The 14930-nt window shown below is 42.7% G+C and carries 16 protein-coding genes; 4 read left to right on the top strand and 12 right to left on the bottom strand.

Features of this window, described 5'->3' with window-relative positions; translation table 11 throughout:
* The first annotated feature begins 88 nt into the window (after positions 1-88).
* The gene (locus NAF01_RS05820; protein WP_048010451.1) at positions 89-1168 is read left to right on the top strand and encodes an FUSC family protein; all 1080 of its coding nucleotides are present in this window, start codon (positions 89-91) and stop codon (positions 1166-1168) included.
* Between the two features lie 62 nt (positions 1169-1230).
* Here NAF01_RS05820 and nikC read toward each other — a convergent pair whose 3' ends face one another.
* From nikC to fabL, 10 genes are all read right to left on the bottom strand, one after another.
* Complete coding sequence (gene nikC, locus NAF01_RS05815; protein WP_048010463.1) at positions 1231-2091, bottom strand: nickel transporter permease; 861 nt, start codon at positions 2089-2091, stop codon at positions 1231-1233.
* A 54-nt stretch (positions 2092-2145) separates the two neighbouring features.
* Positions 2146-3150, bottom strand: coding sequence for an ABC transporter permease (locus NAF01_RS05810; protein ID WP_048010462.1), 1005 nt, complete (start codon positions 3148-3150; stop codon positions 2146-2148).
* A 270-nt stretch (positions 3151-3420) separates the two neighbouring features.
* On the bottom strand, positions 3421-5031 hold the full coding sequence (locus NAF01_RS05805) for an ABC transporter substrate-binding protein (RefSeq protein WP_197214470.1): 1611 nt from the start codon (positions 5029-5031) through the stop codon (positions 3421-3423).
* 75 nt (positions 5032-5106) lie between these two features.
* Entirely contained in the window at positions 5107-6075 is a 969-nt protein-coding gene (locus NAF01_RS05800; RefSeq protein WP_197205562.1) for an ABC transporter ATP-binding protein, read from the bottom strand.
* Positions 6050-7066, bottom strand: a complete 1017-nt coding sequence (locus tag NAF01_RS05795; protein WP_226619344.1) for an ABC transporter ATP-binding protein — start codon at positions 7064-7066, stop codon at positions 6050-6052. The genes NAF01_RS05800 and NAF01_RS05795 overlap by 26 nt, the downstream gene beginning before the upstream one ends.
* A gap of 320 nt (positions 7067-7386) precedes the next feature.
* Entirely contained in the window at positions 7387-9135 is a 1749-nt protein-coding gene (locus tag NAF01_RS05790) for an ABC transporter ATP-binding protein (RefSeq protein ID WP_222498699.1), read from the bottom strand.
* Positions 9136-9348: 213 nt separating this feature from the next.
* Positions 9349-9879 carry a nucleoside tri-diphosphate phosphatase gene (gene ntdP / locus NAF01_RS05785; RefSeq protein WP_009335840.1) on the bottom strand — a complete coding sequence of 177 codons (531 nt, stop codon included), beginning with the start codon at positions 9877-9879 and terminating at the stop codon, positions 9349-9351.
* 287 nt (positions 9880-10166) lie between these two features.
* Complete coding sequence (locus tag NAF01_RS05780; protein WP_035333110.1) at positions 10167-10418, bottom strand: YgaB family protein; 252 nt, start codon at positions 10416-10418, stop codon at positions 10167-10169.
* A gap of 169 nt (positions 10419-10587) precedes the next feature.
* Positions 10588-10776, bottom strand: a complete 189-nt coding sequence (locus tag NAF01_RS05775; protein WP_197214468.1) for a gamma-type small acid-soluble spore protein — start codon at positions 10774-10776, stop codon at positions 10588-10590.
* 85 nt (positions 10777-10861) lie between these two features.
* Positions 10862-11611 carry an enoyl-[acyl-carrier-protein] reductase FabL gene (gene fabL, locus NAF01_RS05770; RefSeq protein ID WP_222498697.1) on the bottom strand — a complete coding sequence of 250 codons (750 nt, stop codon included), beginning with the start codon at positions 11609-11611 and terminating at the stop codon, positions 10862-10864.
* Positions 11612-11775: 164 nt separating this feature from the next.
* Between fabL and NAF01_RS05765 the strand changes: the two genes are divergently transcribed.
* Positions 11776-12000: a hypothetical protein gene (locus NAF01_RS05765; protein ID WP_048011776.1), complete on the top strand. Its 225-nt coding sequence runs from the start codon at positions 11776-11778 to the stop codon at positions 11998-12000.
* Positions 12001-12039: 39 nt separating this feature from the next.
* On the opposite strand, the gene mutY is transcribed toward NAF01_RS05765, so the two are convergent.
* The gene (gene mutY / locus NAF01_RS05760) at positions 12040-13134 is read right to left on the bottom strand and encodes an A/G-specific adenine glycosylase (RefSeq protein WP_222498695.1); all 1095 of its coding nucleotides are present in this window, start codon (positions 13132-13134) and stop codon (positions 12040-12042) included.
* A gap of 206 nt (positions 13135-13340) precedes the next feature.
* On the opposite strand from mutY, the gene NAF01_RS05755 reads away from it, so the two are divergent.
* Complete coding sequence (locus NAF01_RS05755) at positions 13341-14321, top strand: metal-dependent hydrolase (RefSeq protein ID WP_197214465.1); 981 nt, start codon at positions 13341-13343, stop codon at positions 14319-14321.
* Between the two features lie 33 nt (positions 14322-14354).
* Here the strand turns inward: NAF01_RS05755 and NAF01_RS05750 are convergent, their stop codons facing one another.
* The gene (locus tag NAF01_RS05750) at positions 14355-14624 is read right to left on the bottom strand and encodes a YfhJ family protein (RefSeq protein WP_048011773.1); all 270 of its coding nucleotides are present in this window, start codon (positions 14622-14624) and stop codon (positions 14355-14357) included.
* A gap of 127 nt (positions 14625-14751) precedes the next feature.
* Here NAF01_RS05750 and NAF01_RS05745 point away from each other — a divergent pair, with 127 nt between their 5' ends.
* Positions 14752-14922 (top strand): small, acid-soluble spore protein K, encoded by a 171-nt coding sequence (locus NAF01_RS05745; RefSeq protein WP_048011772.1) that lies wholly within the window; start codon positions 14752-14754, stop codon positions 14920-14922.
* Positions 14923-14930 lie beyond the last annotated feature (8 nt).

Genomic DNA, 14930 nt, shown 5'->3' with positions numbered 1-14930 from the left:
ATCGTTTAAAGTAGGTATAATTACTGCTTTTACGGTTAAATCACTTTTCAATGAACCCAATTTTTATGAAAGAAAGGACATACATTGTATGAAACTTGGCGCCCGCATACTTAAGACGGGAATCGCAATCATTCTAGCTCTATTATTATCAGAACTTTTTCAGCTTCCTGCTCCTATCTTTGCAGGAATTGCCGCTATTTTTGCGGTTCAGCCGACCATTTACAGATCTTATCTTTCTATTGTGGAACAGATCCAGGGGAACGCAATCGGTGCATTAATTGCCGTGATTTTTGTGCTTTTATTCGGCAACCATGTCTTTATCATAGGTCTGGCAGCTATTATTGTTATCACGATTAATCTTAAGCTAAAAATAGAGAACACAATTGGCCTGTCACTTGTAACCCTGATTGTCATCATGGAGACACCGGGTGATACCTTTCTGCAATTTGCACTTATTCGATTCTCAACCATTATGCTCGGGGTATTATCAGCTTTTATTGTTAACCTTGTATTTCTTCCGCCTAAATACGAAAACAAGCTTTATTTTAAAATATCCAATAACACAGAGGAAATTACCAAATGGATCAGGCTTACCATACGCCATGCATCTGAACACAGACTGCTGAAAAACGATATAGATAAAATGAAAGACAGCAATGTTAAGCTTGAACAGCTGTACTTAATGTATAAAGAGGAAAGAAATTATTTTAAACGAAACGATCTGGTTAAATCCAGGAAACTCGTTATTTACCGCCAAATGATTTCCACTGTAAAACGCTCACTGGAAACATTAAAAAAGCTTCATCGATTTGAAAATGATCTGCAGCAAATGCCTGAAGAATTCCAGCATGCTGTGCAGCAGCAGCTTGATATTCTTATCCATTATCATGAACACGTCATGCTAAAATTTATCGGGAAAGTTCGTCCGAATGTAGTATTTGAGGAAGGCGACTTCAGCCTGAGCAGAAAGGAACTGGTGAATCTTTTCCTGGCTCAGCAAAAAGAACATGAACATGATGAAGAATCCATTCTCCCGCATATCATGCAGATTGTATCAGCTATTGTTGATTACGATGAACATGTGGAGCACCTGGATAAACTTATATCCAGCTTTCAGTCATATCACAAGGACGAAAATGAGGTTACCATACCGGAGAATGCCGAGTAGACTGTGGTCTATTTACAACTTACATTCATAGGAAAAAGCAGCTGATGTCAGCTGCTTTTTTGTTAATTCTTCATACGCGGATCAAGTGCATCCCTTAATCCATCACCCATTAAATTAAATCCGAGAACTGTAAGCATGATCGCAAGTCCCGGGAAGATCATCGTCCATGGAGCCTGTATCAAATATGCCTTCGCATCAGAGAGCATTTTCCCCCATTCAGGATTTGGCGCTTCTGCACCAAGGCCAAGGAATCCAAGGGCAGCACACTCAATAATCGCTGTTGCAATCGCAAGTGTTCCCTGTACAATTATTGGTGCCATACTATTTGGCAGAACATGCCTGAATAGAATACGGCTGTTGCTCATCCCAATCGCTTTTGCAGCCATAATATATTCCTCCTGTTTGACACTCAGCACTCTTGAACGGATCAGTCTGCCAAAGTTGGGAATATTGATAACCGCAATGGCAATCAGGGCATTTCTTAATGATGGGCCAAGCACAGCCACAATCGCAATAGCCAGCAATATGCTTGGGAAAGCAAGCATGATATCAAAAACGCGGGAGATGATGGTATCAACCCATTTGCCATAATATCCTGCTACTACCCCCAAAAGGCATCCAACTACAATAGATCCGATTACGGCCAGAAAACCTACCCATAATGAGATCCTTGCCCCGTAAACCACCCTTGAAAAGATATCCCGGCCAAAGTCATCTGTTCCAAACCAATGCTGGCTGGATGGAGCCTGAAGCCTTTTTGAGAGCATCTGTTCATTAATCCCCTGCGGTGCAATAAGCGGTGCAAATACTGCCAGAATGATGAAAAATAATACAATGATCGTGCCGATTAAAGCCAGTTTGTTTTTTCTAAAGCTCCTCCATGCTTCCACCCAGGGGGAAACCGCTTTTTCTTCAGCTGGCATAATAGGCGGCTGAAGGTCTTTTTGTGTTGAAAGTTCCAAGTCTGTTCCCCCTCCTTAATTATATTTAATCCGCGGATCAATTGCTGCATACAGCAAGTCCACCACCAGATTGATCATGACAAAGATAAATGCAATGATAAGAATGCCTGACTGGATAACAGGATAATCACGATAGTTGATAGCCTCATAGATATACCGTCCGATTCCCGGCCAGCTGAAAATCGTTTCTGTTAAAATGGCGCCCCCCAGCAATAATCCCATTTGAAGACCAATAATCGTAAGAACTGGAATGATGGCATTCTTTAATGAGTGCTTATAAACAACCCAGAACATTCTCAAGCCTTTGGCCCTCGCTGTTCTGACAAAATCGGATCTCATTACCTCAAGCATCGTAGAACGGGTAATTCTCGCAATGATCGCCATTGGGATGGTCGCCAGGGCAAATGCCGGCAGAATCAGGTGTCTGATGACATCCCAGAATTGATCGATTCTTCCCTGCAGGAGAGTATCGATCATATATATGTTCGTTATGGCTTCAATCGGATTTCTTACTTCTTCCCTTCCCGATGTAGGCAGCCAGTCCAGCTTAATGGCAAATGCCCACTGCTCCATCAAGCCGAGCCAGAAGATTGGCATGGAAACGCCAATAAGCGCCAGCACCATTGCCACATAATCAAACCATGAATTCTGATACCAGGCACTGATGATTCCGGCATTCACACCGATAAAAACAGCAATTAACATGGCAACGAATGTAAGTTCAATTGTTGCAGCCAAATACGGCCAAATTTCCTGGCTTATTTCCGTTTTAGTCCGGAGTGATTCTCCAAGATCCCCCGTAATAAGCCCGCCCAGATATGTAAAATATTGAAGGTACCAAGGCTGATCCAGCCCCAGCTGCTTCGTTAATTCCTCTACTGCTTCTTTTGTTGCCAATTGTCCCAAAATAATCTGTGCCGGATTACCCGGTATTGCCCGGATCATAAAAAAGACGATCAGCGAAAGCCCCAGCAGAACGGGAATTAGGGAAAACAGACGTTTAAGTGTGTAGGACAGCATTGCCATCTCACCTCTCTTGAAGGTTATTAAGAAAAGCGCAAGCGCCTTGGTCACCCCCGACAAGCACAAGACGAGCCTCTCAGAAAGGCGTTCTTTGCCTTTTTGGGGGGATTGGCTTGTGACCTCGAGGGGGTAGGCGCTGGAGCTAGACAGTTATCGAAATTCAAAGTTTCCTAATTTATAATATTTCTATATAGAAAAGGGAGCTACAGAACTGTACTCCCTTTTCCTTGAATATAAGAAGTATTCTTATCTCACTTGAAAATCAGCTTATTTAAATTCTACAGTTGCCAGTAAATCAGAACCTGTTGGATGCGGCTTGAAGCCTGTGATATCAGCTTTACCCGCAAGGATTGGTCTTGAGTGAACAAGCGGAATCCACGGAGCATCTTCTTTGATCAGAAGCTGAGCCTCTTTGTAAAGTTTTTCACGCTCTGCCTGGTCTGCACTAGCCTGAGCTTTTACAAGCAGTTCATGCACTTCAGGGTTTTCGTAGTAAGAGTAGTTGTTAGAACCAATGCTGTCCTGGTCAAGAAGAACATACAGGAAGTTATCAGCATCCCCATTATCGCCAGTCCATCCTAATAGGAATGTATCAGCTTCACCATTCTTAGCTTTATCCAGGTAAGTACCCCACTCATAAGTTACAATCTTTGCTTTTACGCCGATTGCATCAAAGTTGGCTTGAAGTGCTTCAGCCACTTTTTGTCCATCCGGCATATATGGTCTAGGAACCGGCATTGCCCATAGCTCCATTTCAAAACCATCTTCATATCCTGCTTCTTTTAAAAGTTCCTTAGCCTTCTCAGGGTCAAACTCATAATCCTTAACGTCATCATTGTAACCCGCTACGACTGAAGGCATTGGGTTTTTCGCAGGCTCAGCTGCACCGGCATAGAATGCATCAATAAGAGCTTGCTTATCAACTGCATAGTTCAATGCCTGGCGGACTTTTTTATCTTTTAATGGTCCACGTGTGCTCGTCAATCCAAGGTAAGCTACGTTTAATGATGGACGTTCAAACGTTTGAAGATCCGGATTTCCTTCGATTTGGCCAACATCACTGAAGTTAACGCCATCGATTAAGTCGACTTCGCCTGTAGCCAGGGCGTTCAGACGAGCAGAGTTTTCAGGGATGACACGGAAGATAACCTCATCCAGCTTTGGAAGGCCATCCTGCCAGTATTCTTCATTTTTCACAAGAGTAATGCGGTCGTTTGCTTTGTATTCTTTAAATGCAAATGGACCTGTTCCCACCGGGTTGTGAAGGAATTTTTCACCATGCTTTTCAATCGCAGCCGGGCTTGCAATTCCAAATGGAGACATTGCAAGGTTCTTTAAGAATGGTGCAATTGGCTTGTTTAAAGTAAACTCAACTGTGTAATCATCTACAGCTTTCACTTCAGAGATTTTATCCCCAAACTGAGAGTTATAGTAATAGAACTGCTCAGCGTTTCCAGCTTTCCATCTTTCAAAGTTGAAGACAACCGCTTCGGCATTAAAGTCAGTTCCATCGTGGAACTTTACGCCTTCACGAAGCTTTAATGTATGCTTTAGCCCGTCTTCGCTCATTTCCCATTCAGTAGCAAGGCCAGGCTGAATTTCCGTATCCTGCTCACCAAATTCGATCAGAGTTTCATAGATGTTTTTTGTAACTTTAAAAGATTCGCCTTCTGTTGTAATAGCGGGATCAAGTGAAGTAGAATCACCGCCGCGGCCAAATACTAATGTGCCGCCTGATGACGTTTCTTCTGTATCTGTACCTTTCTCTTTATCCTTTTCGTCTTTCGTTCCGCTGCTTGAGTTGCTGCTGCAGCCGGCAAGAGCCAGTGACAGTAACAAAGCTGCAACCAGGAACCAAATGCCATTGCGCTTCTTCATTGTTTTCCCCCTTTATTCTTTTGCCGGTATCGGCTGTTTACATATTTATCATCCATGCAGTTCTGCCTATATAGCTCAGCTATAGAGATGGCAGGCTGCAAAGTGACCCGGTTCAATTTCCTTCAGCTGCGGCCTATCTGTTTTGCAGATTTCCATGCATTCTTTACATCTAGTATGGAAGGCACATCCAGCTGGCGGATTCTGCGGGCTTGGAATGTCCCCGGTTAATAATTCCCTGTCTTTCTTTAATGTCGGGTCAGGGATGGGAACTGCACCAAGCAATGCCTTTGTATAAGGATGCAGCGGCTTATCGTAGAGCTGGTCAGAGGTTGTGATCTCTACTAACCTTCCAAGATACATAACACCGACTCTATCACTGATATGTTTAACTACCCCGAGATCATGGGCAATGAATATATACGTCAGCTGAAATTCTTTTTGAAGATCTTCCAGCAGGTTGAGCACCTGTGATTGAATGGATACATCAAGTGCTGAAACTGGTTCATCTGCAATGATCAGCTTAGGCTTGGTCATCAATGCTCTTGCGATTCCAATCCTCTGCCTTTGGCCTCCGCTGAATTGGTGCGGATAGCGTTTGGCATGGTAGCTGCTGAGGCCGACAACCTCAAGCATCTCTCTTACCCGCTGTTTACGCTCTTCTTTGTTCCCGATGCCGTGGACAATGAGAGGCTCCTCCAAAATCTGCTCAACAGTATGGCGGGGATTTAACGATGCAAACGGATCCTGGAATACCATCTGCATTTCCTTTCTCATCTTGCGCATTTCCGCTGAGTTTAGGGAAGTCAGATCCTTGCCTTCAAAAACCACTTTCCCCTCTGTCGGTTCAATCAGGCGCATCAGCATTCTTCCTGTGGTTGATTTGCCGCAGCCAGATTCACCTACAAGGCCAAGCGTTTCCCCTTTGTTAACGAAAAAGGTGATATCATCAACCGCTTTCACATCACCCTGTTTTCTTCCAAACAGGCCGCCTGTTACGGGGAAATATTTCTTTAACTGATTAACTTCCAACAGCACTTCGGTCATCAATGACACCCCCAGACTCATGCAGAAAACAGCGCACTGTATGCTGTTCTGCATCATTGGCATTATAAAGCGGAGGACTTTCCGTCATGCACCGGTCATGGACAAATTCACAGCGAGCTGCAAAACGGCATCCAGTCTTGATGGAGCCCGGTTTAGGCACATTTCCCGGAATCGAATATAATCGCTCTTTTTTCTCTCTTACATCAGGCACTGATTGCAGAAGTCCCTGGGTATAAGGATGTTTTGGATGTTTGAATATCTCTTCTACAGGAGCTTCCTCCACTATTTTCCCGGCATACATGACAATTACCCTCTCACATACTTCCGCTACTACCCCAAGATCATGCGTAATCATGACTATGGCTGTGTCGAGCTTTTCATTAAGATCCTTCATAAGGGATAATATCTGGGCCTGGATGGTCACGTCCAAAGCAGTTGTTGGCTCATCTGCAATCAGAAGCCGAGGATGGCAGGACAATGCCATGGCAATCATTACCCTCTGCCTCATTCCCCCTGACAGCTGGTGGGGATATTCCTTTACTATCTGCTCTGCCCTAGGCAGGCCAACAAGCTTAAGCATTTCAACAGCCTGCTGGATTGCAGCCTTCTTATTTAACTTCTTATGTAATTTGATTCCTTCTGTCAGCTGATCTCCTATTGTAAATAACGGATTCAATGAAGTCATCGGCTCCTGAAAAATCATAGCCACTTCATTTCCCCTTATTTCACGCATTCTTTTTTCTGATGCTTTTACGAGATCTTCTCCATCTAAAAGAATTTCACCGCCAACAATTTTTCCCGGGGGCTGTGGAATCAGCTTCATAATGGATAGAGATGTAACACTCTTCCCGCAGCCTGATTCTCCTACTATCCCCAGAATTTCACCCTTGTTGACCGAGAAGCTGATATCATCCACAGCCGGAACTTCTCCATCTGAAGAGAAAAAGGATGTCCTTAGCTGTTTTACATCTAAAACTGGAGCTTGAGTCACACGGATACTCCTTTCCTGATCGTCCGTTTCTATGAAATGGGACATATTTAACAATTTTGGACCTTAGGTCACTATCTTTTTTTCATTCTATAAAAAAAGATTGGTTAAGTCTACTCATTTTTCTAAATTATTTAAATATAGTAAACATTATATATTTTTAGATATGGTTTTAAAGTAATATCCTACTAATAATTATGAAAAAGATGGAGATTAATGACCGTTATTTACAGGCAGCTATTTTAACACTATAGTAATTTAACGCATTGCTATAAAAAAGCACACAAACAAAGCCGGCCCTGTAATAGAGCCGGCTTTTAAACCTAATTTTCAAGCTGCTGAACTTGAAAAAGCTTGTAATAATTGCCTTGTCTTTTCATTAATTCGTCATGGCTTCCCGCTTCAGAAATTTCACCATGCTCTATCAGAATTATCCTATCTGCATGTGTGATGGTGGAAAGGCGATGAGCGACGATAAAAGTCGTGCGGTCTTTAGCCAATTTTTCCAATGCTTCCTGTATCAGATGTTCACTCTCCAGATCAAGGGCTGAAGTGGCTTCATCCAGTACAAGGATCGGCGGATTTTTCAAAAAGATTCTCGCAATGGCAATTCGCTGCTTCTGTCCTCCCGAGAGTTTCACACCGCGCTCGCCAACCTTGGTATCATAGCCTTCAGGCAAATTCATAATAAATTCGTGGGCATTTGCAGCCCTGGCAGCATCAATTACTTCCTCTTCAGTGGCATCGGGTTTGCCGAGCAGAATGTTAGTTTTGACCGATTCACTGAACAAAATATTATCCTGAAGCACCATCCCGATTTTATCGCGAAGGCTCCTTACTTTAAACGAACGGATATCAGTGCCATCAAGCAGAATTCTGCCTTCATTCACATCGTAAAAACGCGGAATCAGCCCTACCAGAGAGGACTTTCCTCCTCCGCTCATCCCTACAAGGGCAATCGTTTCCCCTGCTGATACATCGAGATTTATTTCCTTTAATACCGGAGGCTCATTCTCATTGTAGGAAAAGCTCACTTCTTCAAATTGGATATGCCCTTTAACATCCCGGCATTGAATGGCATCAGGTGAATCGTCAATATCGTATTTCTCATCCATTAACTCAAATACCCGGTCCATGGATGCGATTGATTGCGTTAAGGTGGTTGAAGAGTTAACAAGTCTTCTAAGCGGTCCATACAATCTATCTATATAAGCGACAAATGCCATCATGACACCGAGGGAAATATCTCCCTGGATAACCTGATATCCTGAATACCCAATGACTAAAAGCGGTGAAATATCTGTAATGGTGTTAACTACTGCAAATGCTTTTGCATTCCACTTCGTATGGTCGATCGCTTTTGTAAGGAAATTCTTATTTTGCGCATCAAATTGGGTCTGTTCATAATCCTCAATGGCAAAGCTTTTAACAACTGCCATCCCCTGAACACGTTCATGAAGATAGCCCTGCACCTCTGCAAGAGCCTGTGAACGGGCCCTTGTCAGCTTTCTGAGGTTACCAAAAAAGTACTTAACTGAGAAAGCATAAAATGGAAATAACAGCAGTGACACAATCGTCAGCGTAACGTCCATATTCAGCATAATGACAACTGCAATTAAAATGGTTGCCACATCAAGCCATAAATTCATTAAACCGGTTACTACAAATGTTTTGGTTTGCTCAACATCATTTATGACCCTGGAGATCACTTCCCCTGTTCTGGTATTTGCATAGAATCGGAAGCTTAACTTTTGAATGTGGGTAAAAAGCTTATCCCTGATATCATATAAAATTTTGCTAGCCACCCACTGGGCAAAGTATTGGCGGTAATACTCAATTGGCGGACGGGCGATGACAAATAAAGCAATCATCACAGCCATAACCATTAACAGTGTGCTGTTCTTATCGCCCTGACTCAATGTATCATTGCCAATAATATCATCTATTACATACTTAATCAGAAGCGGAATCAGTAGCGGTATGGCAAATTTAATGATGCCTATGATAATGGTTCCGATAATCTGAAGCCGATACGGCTTAACGAATTTCAAATATCTTTTTATACTGTCCAACCGGATCGCTCCCCCTCTCTATCTCAATCCCTGTTATTTTCTTAAACTTACCCCTAAACCCGGCAATCATGCAGATTCATGGCGAAAAGCGCAAGCGCCTTGCCCACCCCCGACAAGCTGTGACCCCGAGGGGGCAGGCTGCTTGCGCTGGACAAAAATAAAAACCTGCTGACTCAAGGTCCAACAGGCGTTTTTTCGGCATTCAGCCCTTTTTTAGCGTCTGTAAGTAAGATAACGTTCATACCATATATCAATAAAGTCGGGTGCAAAAGGACCTTTTCTCTGACGAATCCAATGGATGAGGTTGTCCACATTTGATTTAAGGATGCTGTCAATCACATCGGGATAATTCATTTCCTGACGGTGCCGTTCATATTCGTCTTCGTCAAGCAAATTGAATGTCATGTCAGGATATACTTTAATATCGAGATCATAATCAATATACTTTAACGCTTCACCATCAAAAATAAATGGTGAACTAATATTACAGTAATAATAAACACCATCTTCCCGAATCATTCCAATCACATTAAACCAGTGCTGAGAATGAAAATAACAAATGGCTGGCTCTCTCGTCACCCATGTTCTTCCGTCAGATTCTGTTACGATTGTCCGGTCATTGCCGCCAATCACCAGATTTTGTGTCCCTTTTAATACGGTTGTTTCCTCCCAGACGCGGTGGATATGCCCATTATGTTTATAGCTGTGTATTTGCATTGGTTCGCCTTCGATGGGTACCGCCATTCTTTTCCCCTACTTTCCTTCCGGAAGCTTTGCAACCTGATAATACTTTTTTGGCGCCTTTAATAGGCTTCCTCCCCTTCATGCTAAGCGCATACTGCACAGCATGACTCAATAATATCCAAAAGAAAAAGGCAACAAAGTACGATTCCTGTTTTCTACTATTATAACGGTAAAAGGAAATTTTTAAAACAAAGAGCCATTGAAATGTATCAATGGCTGTAAAAAAAGGATATAATAGCTTATTTTATAGGTATTGAAGACAACGAAAGATTATAGAGAGTTTATCTTTAAACGGTTACATTTACTTTCTGATAGGAGCGGATGACCTCTTCGGTCTGTTCCTCAAATATACGATGAATTTGTTTGAGTTCTTCTTTCATTCTGGCAATTTCATACTGTACACTTTCAAGCTCTGTTTCCTGCTGAATGGCTTTTAATTCCTCTTCAATCTCCTGGCAGCGCTCCAGTTCACTCTGCAGATAAAGAAGCTTTTCCATCGTTTTCATCTGTTCTGAAACCAAACTGTTAAAGTTCTCCATGTTTGTTCCACCGTCCCCATTATTTTTCCTATTTCTATAATTTCGCTGTCCCTTTTTTTAACCCTTTGACTAGTTATGTTGACTTTATGGAAGTTTTGTCGAAGGGACACAAAAAAAAAGAAGCCGCCTTTTCCATTTAAAAGGCGGCTTCTTTCTTTAGATGTAATTATTAGCTTTGTTTGCCTGCATTTTGACCTTTGCGAGCTTCAGCTTGCTGGTTTTGCTGTCTTACTTCAGCAGCATTTGTTTCGCTGGCAAATTCAGTACCGTACTGGCCTTGGCCAGCAGATTGTGCGTTTTGTTGTCTCACTTCTTGAACGTTAGTTCCAGCTTGAGATTGGTTTGGTTGTTTAGCCATTATAATCACCTCCACGCTCATTAATTTAACCGGGAGTGGAGGAAACTATCCAACTTTTTTATAAACCAAAAATATCCATATCTTATTAAACCAGCAGAGAAATGCCGCCATCCACAATAATCGTCTGGCCGCGGATCATGCTAGATTCCTCACCTAACAAAAACATAACCGTATTCACCATATCTTCAATTTCAACCATTCGTCCTGCAGGTGTTTTCGTTTTTGCTTCTTCGAGAAGCTCTGCACGGTTAGGGAAATGTTTTAAAGCCTCTGTATCCACTGCACCGCCTGAAACAGCGTTTACGGTGATATTTTTAGGAGCCAGTTCAACAGCCAGGTAACGTGTCAATGCTTCCAATGCTGCCTTGGAAACCCCTACAGTCGTATAGTTTTCCAGGTAGCGAATCGATCCCAGCGAGCTGATGCTTACAATTTTTCCGCCGCCGCTTTTCTCCATTAGCTTTGCAGCTTCCTGACCGCAGAAAAGCAGGGCTTTGCTGTTGATATTCATTGTCCAGTCCCAATGAGATTCTTCCAGTTCCATAACCGGACGCAGAACCCCAGAAGCTGCATTGTTGACAAACACATCGAGTCTTCCGAATTCACGGTCAATCTCAGCGAAAAGTCCTTTAATTTTCTCTACATCCCCAACGTTTGCTTTTACAACCAGGGCTTTTCTGCCGAGCGCCTCAATTTCAGCTGCTGTTTCATTTGCAGCTGATTTGCTGCGTGCGTAATTGATGACAATGTCATAGCCGTCTTTGGCAAGCCTGATGGCTGTCGCCTTTCCAATTCCTCTGCTGCTTCCTGTTACCAGTGCTACTTTTTGTGTCATGATTCAATTTCCTTTCTGTTATGTATTTCTGTTGTTTAAGGATTTTTATCAAGGGAATTTATAAACAAAACACCTTACCGATTCATTTTAGCTTTTTCCATGTATATATGGCAATTCGAATTAAAACACTATCTGTAATCCAATTGAGGAAAGGAAGATGGCATATGTTTGTGGGTCGTGATATGACAGAGCTTTCGATGATGTCAAAATCGGACTGGAAGGACAGCGAGCTTGCTTTTTACCATCATTCATTTCAGCAGATCATGCCTTATTTAAATGCTGAAGGCCAGACGATTCATAGGGAGATTGTCGAAGAAATAGAAAACCGCGGCGGCTTGAAAAGACAGGAAGCCGATTATACACACGGGACCAGGGTAAGCTACGATTAACCTTATTGAAAAAGGGGGCACTCCCCCCTTTTTCTATTCTTAGCTTTTCAAATATTGCTTCCAGATTTTCTGATGGGAAACCGGAAAAGGAAATTCCTTCATTTCTTCAAGAGTGACTAATTTCAAATCATTTTTTTCCTCTTTAAGTTCTAATAATTTTCCTTTATAAACATTTATGTTCCATGTTAAATGGGAAAAAACGTGTTCGATCTGACCCGTCATTTCCTGTATATCCACATGGGCGCCATATTGTGTGCTGAACGCATCCTTCATCTGCTCTTTGTCGCTTACATAAGCAATATTGATCTCTGCCATGGGGAATTCCCAAAGATTAGCAAGCAGGCCTTTGCCGGGTCTTTTGTGTATTAGCACTTTGTCCTGATCATCTATAAGGACAGCTGCTGCTAATTGCACATTTTTTTGCTTTTTGGTTTTCGTTTTTACGGGCAGCTCCTGCTGAGTCCCTTCATAAAACGCAGTACAATGTTCTCTCACCGGGCATAATAAGCAGGAAGGAGAAGTTGGTGTACATATTAATGCGCCAAGCTCCATAAGCGCCTGGTTGAAATGGGACGGATTTTCATGTGAAATTAATGTCCGGACAGAAGACTCAAAGATTTTCCTGGAAGAAGGCTTGGCGATATCTTCCCAAATGGACAGGATGCGCGAAAGGACACGCATTACATTGCCGTCCACGGCGGGTTCAGGTATCCCGTACGCAATACTGAGAATGGCCCCTGCAGTATAGGGCCCTACTCCTTTTAAGGAAGAGATCTCTTTTGGCGTATCCGGAACTTTGCCGCCATATTTTTCATGAACCTCCCTGACGGCAGCCTGAAGATTTCTTGCCCGTGAATAATAGCCCAGACCCTCCCAGGCTTTTAATACCTTTTCTTCGTCTGCTTCAGAAAGATCCTTGATGGTCGGAAACTGCTTAATAAAACGGTGAAAATAGGGGATTACGGTGTCCACCCTCGTCTGCTGAAGCATAATCTCAGAAACCCAGACTTTGTACGGATCCTGGTCCTTTCTCCAGGGCAAATCCCTTTGCTCGGCTTCGAACCAGCTGAGCAAATCATCCTGAAAACCTTTTATATCCGTTGATTCAATTGTATTTTGGCTAACTTCTTTCAATTTTTTAATCCTCCTGATGTTAAACAATCGGAAAATATGGGAATATATTAGTACAGTCGCTGCTTATTAATAATTGGACATCAACTTCTGCGACACCTTTAAAGGTACCCATATTCGGCTGTTAATACAAGAATTTTGCTGTTACACTTTAAGTAAATTAGGTACTCCACATAAGATTTGTTACCAGGGAAGGAGGTATTTTCCTCTTGGATACCGGCACACATGTAGTGATGGGGCTGGCGCTTGGCGGCATTGCCACTCTTGACCCCGTTGTTGCGGAAAGTTCTGCTACTGCAACGAGTGTCATGATTGGAGCCATCGTCGGTTCACAAATACCTGATATCGATACTGTCTTAAAACTAAGAAATAACGCCGTTTACATTCGCAATCACAGGGGAATTACCCACTCCATACCGGCCGTCCTGCTTTGGCCGCTTGTCATACTTGCAGTGGTTTACCCGTTTTTTCCGTCAGCGGATCTGCTGCACTTATGGCTATGGACTTTTTTGGCTGTATTTCTGCATGTTTTTGTAGACATTTTCAATGCATATGGAACACAGGCACTCCGGCCCTTTTCATCCAAATGGGTAGCACTGGGGATTATTAACACATTTGACCCATTCATTTTCGGGATTCATGTCGCCGGATTATTCATATGGGCATTTGGGGCTCATCCCGGTTATACATTTCTAATCATTTATGGCATAATTTTCGTTTATTATCTTCTGCGGTTTGCAGCCCAGAGAAGTGTATTAAATGCCGTAAAGGTTATGATACCGGATGCAACTGAAATCATCATTGCCCCAACGATGAGGTTTAATCAGTGGCGTGTGGCGGTTATGAACAGGCAGCAATTTTTCGTCGGGCGTGCAGTTAAAAATCACGTGAGGATTCTTGATCAATTTAATCGCGTTCCCGTTCCCGAGACACCTGTAATAGAAGCCGCGAAGAAAGATAAAAATCTATCTGCATTCCTGTCCTTCTCACCGGTTTACCGCTGGGAAGTGGATGAATATGATGATTATTATGAAGTTCGCTTTATTGACCTTCGCTACCGGAGCAATGGACATTATCCATTTGTAGCCGTGGTCCAGCTCGATCGGGAGTTTAACATTCAATCATCCTATACAGGCTGGATTTTCAGCGAGGAAAAGCTTCGAAAAAAACTGGATATTCTTCCCGGATAATAAAAACAGGCTGCTACGATTGGCAGCCTGTTTTTAATTTAGGGTATTCTTATCCTGCTCAAGCAAATGCTTGTATTTAGGATTATTGGCAACAAATTCATGAAGCCTGCTGCCATAGTTTTCTATCCATTGCCTTACAATTCTTTCTGTCATTTCAGCACCCTTATATTCTCTGCCAGCCTTGGCATATGTTGCTTCGAAATCCTCCCAAAGCAGCTCAATCCATGTCTGGGCCTGACTTGCCGAAAGCAGGTTATTCTTTTCCAATAAAAGCTCATAAAGCTTTTGCTGGTACTCATTCATAAAAATCACCTCTTTTCCATTTATTAATCCCCTTAATCCTTCATAGCCTTCCGTAAAATACAAATAATAGTATTACGTGATTAGCTATTTGCCGGTCACGCTCTTATTCCGGTTTAGGAGGCTTGTTATGCGCAATAAAGCGAGAAATTTCCCAAATCAGAACAATATAAAATTGGAGGGGGAGCCGCGGGCAAAAGCAGAGTATGCTTCACGCCGGGCTGATGGCACGATTAACACACACCCTCAGGAACGAATGAAAGCTTCAACAGACCGCGAAAGTGACACACCTGAATTTTAAAATACGGG

This window comes from Cytobacillus firmus, from assembly GCF_023657595.1.
In the GTDB taxonomy this organism is placed as follows: Bacteria; Bacillota; Bacilli; order Bacillales; family Cytobacillaceae; genus Cytobacillus; species Cytobacillus firmus_B.
Note: the sequence above shows the minus strand (reverse complement) of the source record. Positions and strands in the feature narration are given on the sequence as shown.

Coding starts and splice junctions, on each gene's coding strand:
- NAF01_RS05820 (WP_048010451.1), top strand. CDS start 89: ATGAAACTTGGCGCCCGCATACTTAAGACGGGAATCGCAATCATTCTA.
- nikC (WP_048010463.1), bottom strand. CDS start 2,091: ATGCCAGCTGAAGAAAAAGCGGTTTCCCCCTGGGTGGAAGCATGGAGG.
- NAF01_RS05810 (WP_048010462.1), bottom strand. CDS start 3,150: ATGCTGTCCTACACACTTAAACGTCTGTTTTCCCTAATTCCCGTTCTG.
- NAF01_RS05805 (WP_197214470.1), bottom strand. CDS start 5,031: ATGAAGAAGCGCAATGGCATTTGGTTCCTGGTTGCAGCTTTGTTACTG.
- NAF01_RS05800 (WP_197205562.1), bottom strand. CDS start 6,075: ATGACCGAAGTGCTGTTGGAAGTTAATCAGTTAAAGAAATATTTCCCC.
- ntdP (WP_009335840.1), bottom strand. CDS start 9,879: ATGGCGGTACCCATCGAAGGCGAACCAATGCAAATACACAGCTATAAA.
- NAF01_RS05780 (WP_035333110.1), bottom strand. CDS start 10,418: ATGGAGAACTTTAACAGTTTGGTTTCAGAACAGATGAAAACGATGGAA.
- NAF01_RS05775 (WP_197214468.1), bottom strand. CDS start 10,776: ATGGCTAAACAACCAAACCAATCTCAAGCTGGAACTAACGTTCAAGAA.
- fabL (WP_222498697.1), bottom strand. CDS start 11,611: ATGACACAAAAAGTAGCACTGGTAACAGGAAGCAGCAGAGGAATTGGA.
- NAF01_RS05765 (WP_048011776.1), top strand. CDS start 11,776: ATGTTTGTGGGTCGTGATATGACAGAGCTTTCGATGATGTCAAAATCG.
- NAF01_RS05750 (WP_048011773.1), bottom strand. CDS start 14,624: ATGAATGAGTACCAGCAAAAGCTTTATGAGCTTTTATTGGAAAAGAAT.
- NAF01_RS05745 (WP_048011772.1), top strand. CDS start 14,752: ATGCGCAATAAAGCGAGAAATTTCCCAAATCAGAACAATATAAAATTG.